The 15,849-nt window shown below is 58.3% G+C and carries 9 protein-coding genes and 3 pseudogenes; 11 read left to right on the top strand and 1 reads right to left on the bottom strand.

The genetic code is table 11. The features are described 5' to 3' along the window. Positions 1-164: 164 nt before the first annotated feature. Positions 165-1,445 carry a sulfate adenylyltransferase gene (gene sat, locus JCM12178_RS14210; RefSeq protein WP_054652276.1) on the bottom strand — a complete coding sequence of 427 codons (1,281 nt, stop codon included), beginning with the start codon at positions 1,443-1,445 and terminating at the stop codon, positions 165-167. A gap of 604 nt (positions 1,446-2,049) precedes the next feature. Here sat and aprB point away from each other — a divergent pair. The 11 genes and pseudogenes from aprB to JCM12178_RS14155 all read left to right on the top strand — a co-directional run bounded on the left by aprB (position 2,050) and on the right by JCM12178_RS14155 (position 15,664). After that, positions 2,050-2,544, top strand: coding sequence for an adenylyl-sulfate reductase subunit beta (aprB, locus tag JCM12178_RS14205; RefSeq protein ID WP_054652274.1), 495 nt, complete (start codon positions 2,050-2,052; stop codon positions 2,542-2,544). A gap of 73 nt (positions 2,545-2,617) precedes the next feature. Then, a pseudogene (gene aprA, locus JCM12178_RS14200) lies at positions 2,618-4,611 on the top strand (adenylyl-sulfate reductase subunit alpha). A gap of 165 nt (positions 4,612-4,776) precedes the next feature. After that, complete coding sequence (locus JCM12178_RS14195; protein WP_054652272.1) at positions 4,777-6,024, top strand: CoB--CoM heterodisulfide reductase iron-sulfur subunit A family protein; 1,248 nt, start codon at positions 4,777-4,779, stop codon at positions 6,022-6,024. Between the two features lie 3 nt (positions 6,025-6,027). After that, positions 6,028-8,294, top strand: a pseudogene (locus JCM12178_RS14190) (hydrogenase iron-sulfur subunit). Positions 8,295-8,306: 12 nt separating this feature from the next. After that, entirely contained in the window at positions 8,307-9,578 is a 1,272-nt protein-coding gene (gene qmoC / locus JCM12178_RS14185) for a quinone-interacting membrane-bound oxidoreductase complex subunit QmoC (RefSeq protein ID WP_054652270.1), read from the top strand. A gap of 51 nt (positions 9,579-9,629) precedes the next feature. Further along, positions 9,630-10,277 (top strand): hypothetical protein, encoded by a 648-nt coding sequence (locus JCM12178_RS14180; protein WP_054652269.1) that lies wholly within the window; start codon positions 9,630-9,632, stop codon positions 10,275-10,277. 560 nt (positions 10,278-10,837) lie between these two features. Further along, positions 10,838-11,593 (top strand): ABC transporter ATP-binding protein, encoded by a 756-nt coding sequence (locus tag JCM12178_RS14175; RefSeq protein WP_054652267.1) that lies wholly within the window; start codon positions 10,838-10,840, stop codon positions 11,591-11,593. Positions 11,594-11,624: 31 nt separating this feature from the next. Next, positions 11,625-12,752, top strand: coding sequence for a branched-chain amino acid ABC transporter substrate-binding protein (locus JCM12178_RS14170; RefSeq protein ID WP_054652265.1), 1,128 nt, complete (start codon positions 11,625-11,627; stop codon positions 12,750-12,752). A gap of 71 nt (positions 12,753-12,823) precedes the next feature. Next, positions 12,824-13,726, top strand: coding sequence for a branched-chain amino acid ABC transporter permease (locus JCM12178_RS14165; protein ID WP_054652263.1), 903 nt, complete (start codon positions 12,824-12,826; stop codon positions 13,724-13,726). Next, positions 13,707-14,926 (top strand): annotated as a pseudogene (gene livM, locus JCM12178_RS14160) (high-affinity branched-chain amino acid ABC transporter permease LivM). Before JCM12178_RS14165 ends, livM begins: the two are co-directional and overlap by 20 nt. A 15-nt stretch (positions 14,927-14,941) precedes the next feature. Beyond that, positions 14,942-15,664, top strand: coding sequence for an ABC transporter ATP-binding protein (locus JCM12178_RS14155; protein ID WP_054652261.1), 723 nt, complete (start codon positions 14,942-14,944; stop codon positions 15,662-15,664). Positions 15,665-15,849 lie beyond the last annotated feature (185 nt).

Genomic DNA, 15,849 nt, shown 5'->3' with positions numbered 1-15,849 from the left:
CGTTTTGGGATTCTTAAACCCTTTTGGAAAAGGGTTTGAGCCCCGGAGGGCCGCCGGAGGCAAAAGTCTTGGAGTGTCGCAGGAGGACTTGTATTGACAAAAAAAGAGAGAGCGGCCGGGGCCGCTCTCTCTTGAGAGTGCAGTATGGTCAGTAAACTGACTGACTACATGTCGGAGCCGGAAGCAGCCTTCTGCATCTTGACTTCGACCTTTTCGGTGAGACCTTCGTAGTATTCGCGCAGGAGCACGAGCACTTCGTCACGACCGAAGTGATCCGGGACTTCGGTGCCTTCGGAGAGGGCCTTACGCAGCTTGGTGCCGGAAAGGATGACGCGGTCTTCCTTGGTGTGCGGGCAGGTGCGCATGGAGGCCATGCCGTCGCACTTGTAGCAGTAGAAGGTCCAGTCGATGTTCATGGCCTTGCAGAGCAGGGCTTTGCCCGGATCGGGGCATTCTTCCTTGGTGTAGGGAATGCGCTCGAAGATGTCCTGGGCTTCGAACAGGCCGTAGAAGTCGCCGACGCCAGCGTGGTCGCGGCCGATCAGCATGTTGTTGATGCCGTAGTTCTGGCGGAAGGTGGCGTGCAGCAGGCCTTCACGGGGACCGGCGTAGCGCATGTCGAGCGGGTAACCGGCGTTGATGACGTTCTCGGGAACGAAGTAGTTGTCGATGAGGGTCTGGATGCACTTGATGCGGACGTCACCCGGGATGTCGCCCGGCTTCAGGTTACCGATCAGGGAGTGGATCACGCAGCCGTCGCACACTTCGATGGCGATCTTGGCCAGGAATTCGTGGGAGCGGTGCATGGGGTTACGCAGCTGCAGAGCGGCAACGTTGGACCAGCCACGCTTTTCCATTTCGGCGCGGATCTGGGTCGGGGTCAGGTAGACACCGGGGAAACGCTCGGCGTAGTCGCCTTCGGAGAGGACCTTGACGGGACCGGCCAGGTTGTACTTGCCCTGAGCCATGACCATCTGGACGCCCGGGTGATCATCCATGGCGACTTCCCAGAACTTGCCGTCGACGGAGTCTTCGCCTTCACCCTTGTAGACCATTTCGGATTCCCACTTCTTGTCGGCTTCCGTCATTTCGTACTTTTCGGTGATCTTCATGGTGGCGTAGACGTCGCCTTCGTGCACCAGAGCGATTTCATCGCCTTCCTTGACGTCTTCGTCATTGGTGTCGAGGGTGACCGGGACGGGCCAGAAGGTGCCGTCGGCCATGAGGAACTTTTCGCAGACGCCCTTCCAGTCGGCCTTGGTCATGAAGCCGTCCAGCGGAGAGAAACCGCCGATACCCATCATGATGAGGTCGCCTTTGGCGCGGGGAGAAATTTCGATTGTCTTCAGGCCTTCAGCCTTCTTCAGTTCAGCGTCGCGCTCTGCGCCTTCGAGCAGGCAGCAGACGAGACCCTTACCACCGTGGGGAGCAACCAGTTTGGACATGTTAGCCTCCTGATAAATTAATAAACCATTCCTCTACCGTTGCAGTTCGAAATCCCGGCTCCGGGGGAACTGCCGGATATTACCTTCATTAGGTTCGGGAAAGTCCTTATTGCTCTTTGTGAAAGTCGTGTCAAGCTCAAAATTGGAACCGTTTCCAATCCGCCATATATAAGTGAATTGTATATGAAGGAGCGTAGAAAAAGTTTGAAGAAACTCTAGAGAAGCGGCTGAAATGGGCCGTTTAAAATAGCAGGAAAAACAGGTGGTTGAAAATTGATTGTCGCAGGATGTGATTGTGCGAAAAAATGAGTTGCAAAAGACGCTCGTGTTGCACTAATAGCGGGGTAGGATTTTGATGGGAGAACTCCGCATTGTCCTCGCGAAGGCCGACCTGAGGGTTTGGTCAGCGCGCGGAGAAGGGCTCCCCGAATCCCCGGGAAAGTGAACCCATTCTAGCTTGTTCAAAAATTCACTTTCACGTTGACATCGGATTGTGGTCTTGCTAGTCCACAGTTTCCACTCGCAATTCGAGCGAGTTGTCAAATGAATTTGGTTAGAGGACGTCGGTAATAGGCATCAAACAAACCCTTTAGGAGGAGAAGTTATGCCGACCTTTGTCAACCCGGAAAAATGTGACGGCTGCAAGGGTGGCGAAAAGACCGCTTGCATGTACATTTGCCCCAACGATCTCATGATTCTGGACCCTGAAGCCATGAAGGCTTACAACCAGGAACCTGAAGCTTGCTGGGAATGTTACTCCTGCGTCAAAATTTGCCCCCAGGGCGCTATCGAAGCCCGCCCCTACGCTGACTTTGCCCCGATGGGCGGAACCTCCATCCCCATGCGTTCCGCTGAAGACATCATGTGGACCATCAAGTTCCGTAATGGTTCCGTGAAGCGCTTCAAGTTCCCCATCCGCACCACCCCTGAAGGCTCCATCAAGCCCTTCGAAGGCAAGCCCGAGCCGGGTGATCTGGAAAGCGAACTTCTGTTCACCGAGACCGAACTGGTTACCCCCAAGGAAGTCCTGAACAAGAAGATCGAAGTTTCCGACGCTGATGCTTCCCGCGTGTGGAAGGAAGGCGAATTCGAAGGCTAATTCGTTCTGGTACTGAGCCGTTAGCGACTCATTAACCGAACCTATTTCAGAGTTTTACTCTCAGGAGGATAACATGGCTCTGCTTCCCATTAACGAAGCTCCCAAAGGTGTTGAACTTGGCGAGCCGGAGATCATCGAAAAGGATGTTGACATCCTGATGGTCGGCGGCGGGATGGGTAACTGCGGTGTTGCTTTTGAAGCAGCCCGCTGGATCGAAAAAGTTGATCCGTCCATCACTATGATGCTGCTTGACAAGGCCTCCCTCGAGCGCTCCGGCGCCGTTGCCCAGGGTCTGTCCGCCATCAACACCTACATCGGTGAAAACGACGTCGACGACTACGTCCGCATGGTCCGCACCGACCTCATGCACATCGTTCGCGACGACCTCATCTTCGACCTCGGCCGTCACGTTGACGACTCCGTCCATCTCTTTGAAGAGTGGGGCCTGCCCTGCTGGATCAAGAAAGACGGCAAGAACCTCGACGGTGCCAAGGCCAAGGCTGAAGGCCTGTCCCTGCGCAACGGCGACGCCCCCGTGCGTTCCGGCCGCTGGCAGATGATGATCAACGGTGAGTCCTACAAGTGCATCGTGCTGAAGCTGCCAAGAACGCACTGGGCGAAGACCGTTACATGGAGCGTATCTTCATCGTTAAGATGCTCCTGGACGCCAACGAGCCCAACCGCATCGCCGGTGCCGTCGGCTTCTCCACCCGTGAAAACAAGGTCTACTACTTCCGCTGCAACACCGCTGTTGTTGCCTGCGGTGGTGCCGTTAACGTGTACCGTCCCCGTTCCACGGGTGAAGGTATGGGTCGCGCATGGTACCCGGTCTGGAACGCTGGTTCCACCTACACCATGGTTGCCCAGGTCGGCGGCGAAATGACCATGATGGAAAACCGCTTCGTCCCCGCCCGCTTCAAGGACGGTTACGGCCCGGTCGGCGCATGGTTCCTGCTCTTCAAGGCGAAAGCCACCAACTACAAGGGCGAAGACTACTGCGAAACCAACCGCGCCATGCTGAAGCCCTACGAAGATCGCGGCTACGCCAAGGGTCACATCATCCCGACCTGCCTGCGTAACCACATGATGCTTCGCGAAATGCGCGAAGGTCGCGGCCCGATCTACATGGACACCAAGACCGCTCTGCTGAACACCGTCAACGGTGACCTCACCAGCCCCGAGTGGAAGCACCTTGAGTCCGAAGCTTGGGAAGACTTCCTCGACATGTGCGTTGGCCAGGCGAACCTCTGGGCCGCCACCAACTGCGCTCCGGAAGACCGCGGCTCCGAAATCATGCCGACCGAACCCTACCTCCTCGGCTCCCACTCCGGTTGCTGCGGTATCTGGGTCTCCGGTCCGGACGAAGACTGGGTCCCCGAAGACTACAAGATCAAGGCTGACAACGGTAAGGTCTACAACCGTATGACCTCCGTCAACGGTCTGTTCACCTGCGCGGACGGCGTTGGCGCCTCCGGTCACAAGTTCTCCTCCGGTTCCCACGCTGAAGGCCGCATCGTCGGTAAGCAGATGGTCCGTTGGGTTGTTGACCACAAGGACTTCAAGCCCTCCCCGAAGGAAAACGCTGCTGATCTCGCCAAAGAGATCTACCAGCCGATGTACACTTACCTCGAAGGTAAGGACATCTCCACCGACCCCGTTGTGAACCCGAACTACATCACCCCGAAGAACTTCATGATGCGCCTCATCAAGTGCACTGACGAATACGGCGGTGGTGTTGCAACCCTGTACATGACTTCCAAGGCTCTGCTGAACACCGGCTTCTGGCTGCTCGGCATGCTCGAAGAAGACTCCAAGAAGCTGGCCGCTCGCGACCTGCACGAACTGATGCGCTGCTGGGAACAGTTCCACCGCCTGTGGACTGTCCGCCTGCACATGCAGCACATCGAGTTCCGCGAAGAATCCCGTTACCCGGGCTTCTACTACCGCGGCGACTTCATGGGTCTCGACGACTCCAAGTGGAAGTGCTTTGTGAACTCCAAGTACGATCCGGAAACCGGTGAGACCACTGTGTTCAAGAAGCCCTACTACATGGTTGTTCCCGAATAAGGGATGACTCTACGGCGCCGCAGGCTTCGGCCTGCGGCCGCTTTCTTTCTCAGACCTTCGCAAAATGGTCTGAATCCGGATTGGAACGCACGATATCGGATTTCCAGGCCGGATTTAGGCCATTTTGTTGGCTGTGCCTCAACATCATTAGGGAGGAGTGTGAGAATGTCGAACAACAGTATTCTCGTTGTAGGCGGAGGATTCGCCGGGATCACCGCCGCCCTCGAGGCCGCTGAGGTCGGACACGAGGTTTACATCATTGAAACCAAGCCGTACCTCGGTGGAAGGGTGGCGCAACTGAACAAATATTTCCCCAAGCAGTGTCCTCCTTCCTGCGGTCTGGAAATCCAGTTCCAGCGCATTAAGAAGAACCCCAATGTGAAATTCTACACCATGGCCGATCTGGTCTCCGTCTCCGGCGGACCCGGCAGCTATGATGTGAAGATCAAACAGCGCCCCCGCTACGTGAACAACAAGTGTACCGCGTGCGGCGAATGTGAAAAGGCGTCCTGGACCAAGTTCGAAAACGAATTCGAATTCGGCCTCGTCAAGCGCAAGGCCGCGTACAAGACGCACCCGTTCATGTTCCCCATGCAGTATGTAGTGGACGGCGACCGCATCGACTCGTCCGAGCTCGAAGCCATCAAGAACGCCTGCCAGTATGACGCCGTCGAAGTTGACGACGCCGAACGCAGCTTCGACCTGCAGGTCGGTTCCATCGTCTGGGCCACCGGCTGGAAGCCGTATGAACTCGAAAAGCTGGAAACCCTCGGCGGCGGCAAGCTGGCCAACGTGGTTTCCAACATGCAGTTCGAGCGTCTGGCTGCCGCCAACGGTCCCACTGAAGGCGCCATCGTGCGTCCCTCCGACAAGCAAGCGCCCAAGCGCATCGCCTTTGTCCAGTGTGCCGGCTCCCGCGACGAAAACCACCTGAACTACTGTTCCTACATCTGCTGCATGGCTTCCCTGAAGCACGTGCGCTACCTGCGGGAACAGAATCCGGATGCCGCCATCGTCATCTATTACATCGACCTGCGTACCCCGGGCCGCTACGACAAGTTCAAGGCCATGACCTGCGATGATCCCAAGCTCACGCTCGTCAAGGGTAAGGTCGCCGGCATCGTTGAAGACGCCGGAAAGAATCCCATCGTCACCGTCGAAGACGCAGTCTCCGGCATCAAGAGCGACGAGATGTTCGACATGGTCGTGCTCGCTACCGGCATGCAGCCCAGCACCGCCGGTCAGCAGATTCAGATCGGCGCACAGGTGGACGAGGAAGGCTTCGTGGTAGGCGGAGACGACAAGGGTTTTGTTGCCGCCGGATGCGCCAAGCAGCCGCTTGACGTTATGAAGACCGCCCAGTCCGGCACCAGTGCCGCTCTGAAGGCTATCCAAACCGTTGTTGGGAGGTAAATGATGGCTGAGAAGCTTGGTGTATACATTTGTGAGGGCTGCGATATCGGGAAGGATCTCGATATTGCCGCCATGGCTGAGCTTGTGGGCAAGGGTAAATACTCCAGCGTCTGTCAGGTCGTGAAGACCAACAAGGTGCTGTGCAGCCCCGAAGCCAAGGCCGAAATCGAGGCCGACATCAAAGACAACGAGCTGGACGGCGTGGTTGTCTGCGCCTGTTCCCCCCGCGTCAAGTGGGACGTCTTCGAATTCGGAAAGACCATCTGTGAGCGCGTCAACCTGCGCGAACAGGCTGTCTGGTCCTTCCGCGAAGACAAGGCCAACCCCGGCCAGCTCCAGGAAATCGCACGCGACTACATTCACATGGGCCTTGCCAAGGCGTCCAAGTGCAATAACCCGGACCCCGAAATCCCCGAATGTCACAAGACCATCATGGTCATGGGCGGCGGTTTCACCGGTCTGAATGCCGCGCTCTACGCAGCCAGCATGGGGCACGACGTCGTTCTGGTCGAAAAGGAAGCCGAACTGGGCGGCAAGGCGAAGAACTTCGCCAAGTCCTTCCCGTTGGCCTACCCGTACGACCAGACGCAGGAAACCGGTCTTGATTCCCTGATCAGCGAAGTTCAGGGCAACGACAAGATCCGTGTGATGACCGGCGCCACCGTCGAGAATATCGAAGGCGCTCCGGGCCTGTACGAAGCCACCGTCTCCGGCGAGACCCTGCCTGTTGGCGCGGTCGTCCTGGCCACCGGCTGGGTTCCGGGCGAGGCTGAATTCCTCAAGCCGCTCGGTTACGGTCAGTCTTCCAAGATCGTCACCAGCGTGGAATTCGAAGCCATGGCCAAGAACGGCGAGAAGATGCCCGAAAACGTCGCGTTCATCTGCGACCCCGGCAAGCTCGTCGAAAAGGTCGACTACGTGAAGGGCGATGTCTGCGAAGCAGTCGAACCGCTTCCCTGCGACACCGACACCGAAGAGGCTGCCGCCGAAGGTGAAGGCGAAGGCGAGGAATGCGAAACCTTTGTCTACGAAGACAAGGAATCCGCCCGCCACCTGGCATACAGCTCCGAAATCACGTCCCTCGTCGCCCTGAAGCAGGCCAACTACGTGGCCGACGCCGGCGGCATGGGCTACATCCTTTATGACCACATGATGGTCCCGGGCATCAACGAGCAGTACTACAAGGCCGCTCAGGACAATCCGGCGTCATGCTCTCCAAGGCTTCCGTCACCTCCGTGAAGGAAGAGGGCGGCAAGGTCGTGGTGACCGCCAAGAACACCCTGCTCGGCCAGAGCATTGAACTGGCTGTCGACATGGTCGTTCTGCCCACCGCGCTGGTGCCGACCACCGCACACGATCCGACCATCAACCTCGTCTACCGCCAGGGCCCGGCCTTCCCGGACCTCGAGCTCTTCGACGGTTTTGCGGATTCCAACTACATCTGCTTCCCGTACGAAACCCGTCGTACCGGCGTGTACGCCGCTGGTTGCGTCCGTCAGCCCATGGGCCTCGGACTCTGCCGCGAAGACGCCGCAGGCGCGGTGCTCAAGGCGGTTCAGTGCATCACCTCCGCCAACCACGGCGTTGCGGTGCACCCCCGCTCCGGCGACCTGAGCTACCCGGTGTTCAACTTCACCCGTTGCACCCAGTGCAAACGCTGCACCGAGGAATGCCCGTTCGGCGCGCTGGACGATGACGAGAAGGGAACCCCGAAGCCGAACCCGACCCGCTGCCGTCGCTGCGGTACCTGCATGGGTGCCTGCCCCGAGCGCGTCATCAGCTTCGACAACTACAACATCGACCAGATCGGTTCCGCCATCAAGGAAGTTCGCGTTCCGGACAAGATCGACGAAGGCGGCCCCCGCATCATCGTTCTCGCCTGCGAAAACGATGCTTATCCTGCGCTGGACATGGCTGCCATGCGTGGCCGCAGCTGGAACCCGTTCGTTCGCTTCCTGCCGGTGCGCTGCCTCGGTTCCGTGAACGCCATCTGGGTTGCCGACGCCATGAGTAAGGGCGTGGACGGCGTGATGCTCCTCGGCTGTAAGTACGGTGACGACTACCAGTGTCACTTCATGAAGGGCTCCGAGCTCTGCAGCCGCCGCAAGGAAAACATCGCCGAATCCCTTGGTCGCCTGGGTGTCGAACCCGAGCGCGTGGAACAGTACGAGGTTGCCATCGACGATTACGACAAGGTCGCTGACCTTATCGAGGACTTCGTCGAGAACATCACCAAGAACTTCGGACCGAACCCCTTCAAGGGTTACTAGGAGGTACGGATCATGTCGAACACCGTTAGGGTTCAACCGGATCTCAAGTTCGTCAAAGAACTGCAGACCGTGGGAGGAGACTCCCTCAAGAAATGCTACCAGTGCGCTACCTGTAGCGTCGTGTGTCCGCTTTCCCCGGCCGACAGCCCGTACCCCCGCAAGGAAATGGTCTGGGCGCAGTGGGGTCTGAAGGACCGCCTGGTCAACGATATCGACATCTGGCTCTGCCACAACTGCGGAACCTGTTCCGACCTGTGCCCCCGCGGCGCAAAGCCCGGCGATCTGCTCGCCGCGCTCCGGAACATGGCCTACCGCAATCTGGCCCCGTTCGGATTCATCGGCAAACTGATGTCCAACATGGGCGGCGCGCTGATGCTCGCCCTCGTGCCCGCGGTCATCTATCTGCTGATCTGGTCCGCACAGGCTGCCAAGTTCGGCACCGCCTTCCCGCTGTTCACTGCAGGCGAAGGCCACGGTGCATGGGAGCTCGCCAAGGACGGACAGGTCATCTACGGCGGCCTGTTCCCCGGCGACTACTTCATCGACCCCATCTTCGGCGCGGCATTCGCGTTCATGGTGGTTTGCTTCTACCTGGGCATCCAGAAGATGCTCAAAGGCTTTGATTCGCAGCCGCGCGTCTTCGACCTGACCGGCGTGAAAAAGCCCGGCATGCTCGAAGCGTTCATCGACACCCTGAAGTACGAAGTCTTCAACCACACCCAGTTCAACGACTGTGGTGACGACGAAGAAGACAAGAAGCGCGCCAACGGCCACCGCATGCTGATGTTCGCGTTCATCATCCTGATGTTCGTCACCGGCACCATTGCTGCCGGTCACTGGGTCGGCGGCTGGTTCCTCGAGCACGTCCTCGGCCTGCACATCGGCCCGGTCGAACTGCTTGCGCGCCTCGGCTCCACGCCGCTGCCGCAGGATAGCGTCATCAAGGTGCTCGCCAACATCGGCGCCGTGCTGATGGTCTTCGGTCTCTGGCGCCTCACCAAGCGTCGCCAGAGCCTCGATCCCAAGAAGTTCGGTTCCAGCTTCTACGACTGGTTCCTGCTGTACGTGATCTGGACCATCGCGCTGACCGGTATCGGCTGCGAGATCCTGCGTCTGCTGAACATCGAATTCCTGGCGTACCCGACCTACTTCATCCACCTGATCGCGGTCTTCATGCTGATCGCTTACCTGCCGTGGACGAAGCTCGGTCACCTGGTCTACCGTACGGTGGCCCTGACCTACGCCAAGAAAATCGGTCGAATCCCCATGGGTGCCGCGAAGTAAGGGCGCATGGGCTTACAATAAGAGACAGCTTATTCTGTAGGAGGAATACAAATGTCCGAAGCAAAGGTTTTCCCGATGAACACGTTCGTGTCCGTCCTTCGCGGCCGCTCCGCCGACCAGGAACAGCTTGACATGATGGCCTTCATCCTCGGTCTGGAAGATATCGACGTGGATTTCGCTCCCGTCGCCCAGTCCCTGACCAAGGCCGCCATCTATGAAGCCGAGCCCGGTCTGACCAAGTACGCCGAAGGCGACATCACCAAACTGGGCAATCAGGTCAAGATCGCTCCGGTCGAAGACAACAGCGCCATTGAGGCCGTCTTCGAAATGCTCAACGGCATGAAGGCCGAAAACGAGCAGCTCAAGGCCGAGAACTCCGACCTGTCTTCCGCCAAGGAAACCGCCGAGACCGAAGCCAAGACCCTCAAGGCCAAGGTCAAGACCTTCGAAGACTTCTCCGCCGCTGGCGAGAAGAAGATCGTCGCTTCCAGCACCAAGGTGGATGAGCACATCAAGAAGCTCAACGAACTCATGGCTGAAGTCGAGCGCGTGAAGAAAGAAGGCGTTGTCGTGGCCGGTGCTGCTGAAGGCGCTGCCGCAGGCGGCGAAGCCGGTGGTGGCGACTCCCCCGACACTGGCGGCGAACCTGAAGCCGACTTCGGTTTCGGCTCCAACCCCTTCGCCGACTCCGACTGGTAGTCACGAAGGCGCAAGACGCCACATAAGAATGAATACGCCCTCCCGGCTTACAGCCGGGAGGGTTTTTTGTGCTTTGTTTCTTCGGTGAGCACCACGAGATGGTAGGCAAAGGCGGAGGCGTGTTGTATGGTCCTGATACCTTCGCTCCCGGCGATCTTTGACAGGGAGCAGGGGGCCTAGTCGAAAAGAGGTTGAGGCTTGCCACAGGTTTTTCCCAAGAGAAATCTGGTCGCAATCGGCATAGTGTCCAAGGGTGTCTCTTGAGCAAAAAACGGTTGTAAAACGGTTCTTGCTGCCCGTTCGGAAAGAGATGTTGCGTCTGAAAACGTATGTTTCGCTAAGTTTGGGCTTTCAGAGAAGAATGTTTGGAAAGTCTGAAGAGATTCGGCCGAATGTTCTGCCTGCCTTCTCGTTGTTTTAACATTTTTCAAAAATCTCTTGCGAATAATGCAATGATATACGCTGGCTTTGACGCGAAAGAAAAGAAGACCCGTCTTTGGTCCGCGTTGGTTTTTTTGACTTGAAATTTTTGGCGATTTTCAATATGTAAGTCTGTAATTATGGCGAATCTCATTCTACACGATGTTTGTGTCCGTTTCGGAGGATTGCAGGCGCTCACCGACGTGAACTTTTCTCTTGAGGAAGGTGAGGTCGTCGGTCTTATCGGGCCGAACGGGGCAGGGAAGACCACGGTGTTCAATGTCATCACCGGTGTCTACAAGGCCTCGGAAGGCAAGGTGACGTACGACGATAAAAAGCTGACCGGCCTGCGTCCGTATCAGGTGCTTTCACTGGGCATTGCCAGAACGTTCCAGAACATCCGTCTCTTCTCACAGATGACGGCGCTGGAGAATTGCATGGTGGCCCAGCACGCCCGGTCCAAGAAGGGCGTATTCGGTTCCGTTCTGCGGACCCCCTCGCAGCGCAGGGAAGAAGAGCGCATCCGGGAGAAGTCCCACAAGGCGCTCGATTTCATGGGCCTCGGCGACTATGCGCATGAGACCGCATCAAATCTGCCGTACGGCCACCAGCGCAGGCTGGAGATAGCCCGTGCGCTGGCCTCCGAACCGAAAAGCATCCTGCTGGACGAACCGGCAGCGGGCCTGAACCCGTCTGAAAGCCGCGCGCTGATGGATTCGATCGGGCATATTTCCGAGCTGGGCATCAACGTCCTCATGGTCGAACACGACATGAAGGTCGTCATGGGAATCTGCCAGAAAATCGTGGTGCTCGACCATGGTGTCATGATCGCAGAGGGCTCTCCTGAAGAGATTCAGAAAGACCCCAAGGTGATCGAAGCATATCTCGGCCAATAGGCTGTAATCTTCAACCAAGGGAGAGTGGTAGATGAAACGCATTCTTACTCTCGTGCTCTGCATGTCCCTCGTCATGACGGCCGGCGCTGCCGCCGCCAAGACGCTGGTTATCGGCAGCATGAGCCCGCTTACCGGTCCCTATGCCGCGGACGGCAACGATATCGCCAACGGTGTTCGCACCGCTGTGGAGGTGGTCAAGGCCAGCGGCGGAATTCCCGGTTACGACGACATCAAGGTCAGCGCACAGGACACCGCCTGCGACCCGCGTCAGGCAGTGGCCGCAGCCAACAAGCTCATGAACGAAGAAGTCCCCGGTGTTGTCGGCGCGTACTGCTCCGGCGCGACCATCCCGGCTTCCCAGACCCTTGACGAAGAATCCATTGTCATGATCACCCCGGCCTCCACCAACCCGGTGGTTACCGAGCGTGGCCTGAAATACATGTTCCGCACCTGCGGCCGCGACGACGCGCAGGCTCCCGCAGCCCTGAAGTTCATCGCCGGTCCCCTCGGTGCCAAGAGCATCTACCTCGTGGACGACAAGACCACCTATTCGCAGGGTATCGCAGACCAGCTCGAAAAGATCGCCCCCGAAGCGGGTGTCGAGGTTCTCGGGCATGACCACATCAACCAGGGTGACAAGGACTTCTCCGCCATCCTGACCAAGGTCAAGCAGGCCAATCCGGATCTGTTCTACATTTCCCTGCAGAACTCCGCCACCGGCGCGCTCATGGTCATCCAGGCCAAGCGCATGGGCCTCGACGCGGCCCTGATGGGTCAGGACGCGGTCTACCATCCGCAGCTCATCGACATCGCCGGCAAGGACGCCGAAGGCATGTACCTGACCTTCGGCTACACCGATACCGAAGCTCCCGCGTACAAGGAATTCATCGCGGCCTACAAGCCCAAGTACGGTGATCCCGGCGCATACTCCGCGTATGCCTACGATTCCGCAATGGCATACCTCAAGGCCGTCAAGAAGGCCGGCACCACCGATCCCGACGCTGTCCGCAAGGCCATCATCGAGACCGACTTCGACGGTGCTTCCAAGAAGATCGACTACCAGGAAAACGGCGACTCCGGCTCCAACTACGTCATTCGCAAGGTTGAAGGCGGCAAGTTCACCAACCACTGGAACCCTGAAACCGGCAAGATGTTCTAGCCGGTCCCGACTGTCACCAATAAGGCCCGGGCCGCCACAGGCCCGGGCCTTCACTGCCAAGGCGATACTTGATGGATTACTTTCTCCAGCAGCTTATCAACGGAGTCACCCTGGGCGGGGTGTATGCGCTTATCGCCCTCGGGTACACGATGGTGTACGGCATCATCCAGCTCATTAACTTCGCGCACGGCGAATTCTTCGCCGCGGGCGGATACATGGGCGTCATTTTCATTTCCTGGCTCGCCGCGCAGGGGCTTGATCCGTATGTGTGCCTCGGCCTCTCGCTGGTCCTGACCATGGGCTATTGCGCGTTGCTTGCCATGGCCGTGGAAAAGCTGGCCTACAAGCCGCTCAGACACGCCTCGCGCCTCAGCGTGCTCCTTTCGGCGCTCGGCATGTCCATTTTCCTGCAAAACGGCCTCATGCTCACGCAGGGCGTTTACGACAAGCCGTACCCTACCGAGATCACTCAGGGCGGATTCGAGTTCGGCCTCATCAGCATTTCCTACATGCAGATTCTCATCGTGGGCATTACCGCAGCCCTGCTTGTGGGCCTGAATCTGCTCGTTTTCAAGACCAAGATCGGCAAGGCCATGCGCGCCACCGCGCAGGACAAGATCATGTCCGGCCTCGTGGGCATCAACTCCAACCGCATTATCTCCACAACCTTTGCCATCGGCGCGGGGCTTGCCGCAGCCGCGGGCATCATGGTCGGCCTGTATTATGGCTCGGTGCGCTATGACATGGGGTTCGTGCCCGGCATCAAGGCGTTCGCCGCAGCCGTCCTCGGCGGCATCGGCAACATTACCGGCGCCATGATCGGCGGGCTGATCATCGGCATGGTGGAAATTTTCGCCGCAGGCTATCTTTCCAGCGAATACAAAGACGTGTTCGCCTTCATCATCCTGATCGGGGTACTGTACTTCAGGCCGACCGGAATCATGGGAGAGAACGTTGACGACACGCGTGTCTAAGAAAATCTGGGTCTATCTGGCGTCGGGCTTCTCTGGTTCCTCGCGCTTCTGTGGCCGCTTCTCGGCATCAAACCCGAGGGCCTCGAATTCGGCAAGACCTTTGCGGTCTGGAGCAGGGTGGCCATCGCCGCCTTCATCATCGCCGTCTTCTATCAGCTGCAACAAAACGGCGTCTTCGGTTTTATTTCCCGTCCTGCCACCAGCGTCAGGGACGCTCTGGTCAGGGGCATCAACACGGTTCCCAACTGGGTTTGGTATGCCTCATCATCGTGCTGGCCTGCATCTACCCCTGGATGACCTCTCGTTACGGCCATGACGTGGCCATCAGCGTGCTCATCTACATCTGCCTCGGCCTCGCTGAACATCGTGGTCGGTCTGGCCGGCCTGCTCGACCTCGGCTACATCGCTTTCTACGGGGTGGGCGCGTATACCTACGCCCTCATGTCCGTGCATTTCCAACTGTCCTTCTGGCTCTGCCTGCCCATCGCGGGCCTGTTCGCCGCAATCGCCGGGTGCATCATCGGCTACCCGACGCTGCGAATGCGCGGGGATTATCTCGCCATCGTGACTCTTGGTTTCGGGGAGATCGTGCGCCTCATCCTCAACAACTGGATGGAGCTGACGAACGGTCCCAACGGCATCCTCGGCATCAAGCGCCCGGGCCTGTACTGGCCCGACTTCGCCAACGGGTTCAGCATCGAGCACCTTTGGGTCAAGAAACTCTGGCTCTACTACTACATCATCCTCGGCATCACGATCTTCACCATCGTCGCCGTGTACCGTCTCAACTACTCGCGCATAGGCAGGGCTTGGGAAGCAATCCGCGAGGACGAAACCGCAGCCGAGCTTATGGGTGTGAACACGTTCCTGCTCAAGCTGCTGGCCTACGCCTCGGGCGCCACCTTTGCCGGTTTCGCTGGCGCGTTCTTCTCGGCAAGGATGCGCTTCGTCAGCCCGGAGTCATTCACGTTCCTTGAGTCCGCCATGGTGCTGGCCATGGTCGTGCTTGGCGGGATGGGGTCCATACCGGGCGTCATTCTCGGCTGCATAGTGCTTGTCGCGCTGCCCGAAGCGTTCCGAGAGTTTGAATTGTATCGAATGCTCGTCTTTGGGGCGGTCATGACCGGCATGATGCTTGTGCGGCCCAAGGGTCTCTGGCCCGCTGCGCGACTTGGCAAACGCTCCGAGGAATCCGAATAGGGAGAAACGCGCCACATGGATAGCAAAGAACCGATTCTCGAACTCAACGACGTCGTCGCCGCCTACGGCAATATCGAGGCGCTCAAAGGCATTTCCATCAAGGTCATGCCCGGCGAGATCGTCTCCATCATCGGCGCCAACGGCGCGGGTAAATCCACCACGCTCATGACCATCTGCAACGTGGTGCAGGCCGTTTCCGGTGACATCTTCTACAAGGGCGAGCGCATCAACGGCGTCAACTCCGACCAGCTTCCCGAGCGCGGTCTCTGTCAGGTTCCCGAGGGACGGCGCATCTTCCCGCGTCTCACAGTTACCGAAAACCTCGAAATGGGTGCCTTCTTCCGCAAGGACCAGCGCCGCATCAAAGAGGATATGGAAAATGTCTTTGAGCTTTTCCCAAAACTCCTTGAGCGGCGGAAGCAACTCGGCGGAACCCTTTCCGGCGGTGAACAGCAGATGCTCGCCATTGGTCGGGCCCTCATGAGCCGTCCCAAACTGCTCCTTCTGGACGAACCGTCCATGGGGCTCGCCCCCCTCATCGTCAAGCAGATCTTTGACATCATTCAGGACATCAACAAGCAGGGCGTCACCGTGCTGCTTGTGGAGCAGAACGCGAACCTCGCGCTGCAAGCCTCCAAGCGAGGCTATGTGCTTGAGACAGGAAAAGTCGTGCTGCACGACGAAGCTCAAACTCTGCTGGACAATCCCGAGATTCGCAAAGCGTATCTTGGGGAATAGTGTTTTCTCATACGAATTGGGAAGCCCCGCTCTTTTTTGAGCGGGGCTTCTTTTTTGGGTAGTGGATGGAGGCTGAGCCCGCCTTTCGGCGGGAGGGGACGGGATACTTTTGTGTTTCCTGACATTCTTGGGTGCGGGGCCCGCCTTCGGCGGGAGGGACGGGAAGCGGGATCCGTTTTGTTGTG

It is taken from the genome of Salidesulfovibrio brasiliensis JCM 12178 (assembly GCF_001311825.1).
In the GTDB taxonomy this organism is placed as follows: Bacteria; Desulfobacterota; Desulfovibrionia; order Desulfovibrionales; family Desulfovibrionaceae; genus Pseudodesulfovibrio; species Pseudodesulfovibrio brasiliensis.
This window is presented reverse-complemented; position numbering and strand designations above follow the sequence as displayed.

Excerpts from the sequence above, each read along its gene's own strand:
- sat (WP_054652276.1), bottom strand. The coding sequence starts at position 1,445 with ATGTCCAAACTGGTTGCTCCCCACGGTGGTAAGGGTCTCGTCTGCTGC.
- aprB (WP_054652274.1), top strand. The coding sequence starts at position 2,050 with ATGCCGACCTTTGTCAACCCGGAAAAATGTGACGGCTGCAAGGGTGGC.
- JCM12178_RS14195 (WP_054652272.1), top strand. The coding sequence starts at position 4,777 with ATGTCGAACAACAGTATTCTCGTTGTAGGCGGAGGATTCGCCGGGATC.
- qmoC (WP_054652270.1), top strand. The coding sequence starts at position 8,307 with ATGTCGAACACCGTTAGGGTTCAACCGGATCTCAAGTTCGTCAAAGAA.
- JCM12178_RS14180 (WP_054652269.1), top strand. The coding sequence starts at position 9,630 with ATGTCCGAAGCAAAGGTTTTCCCGATGAACACGTTCGTGTCCGTCCTT.
- JCM12178_RS14175 (WP_054652267.1), top strand. The coding sequence starts at position 10,838 with ATGGCGAATCTCATTCTACACGATGTTTGTGTCCGTTTCGGAGGATTG.
- JCM12178_RS14170 (WP_054652265.1), top strand. The coding sequence starts at position 11,625 with ATGAAACGCATTCTTACTCTCGTGCTCTGCATGTCCCTCGTCATGACG.
- JCM12178_RS14165 (WP_054652263.1), top strand. The coding sequence starts at position 12,824 with ATGGATTACTTTCTCCAGCAGCTTATCAACGGAGTCACCCTGGGCGGG.
- JCM12178_RS14155 (WP_054652261.1), top strand. The coding sequence starts at position 14,942 with ATGGATAGCAAAGAACCGATTCTCGAACTCAACGACGTCGTCGCCGCC.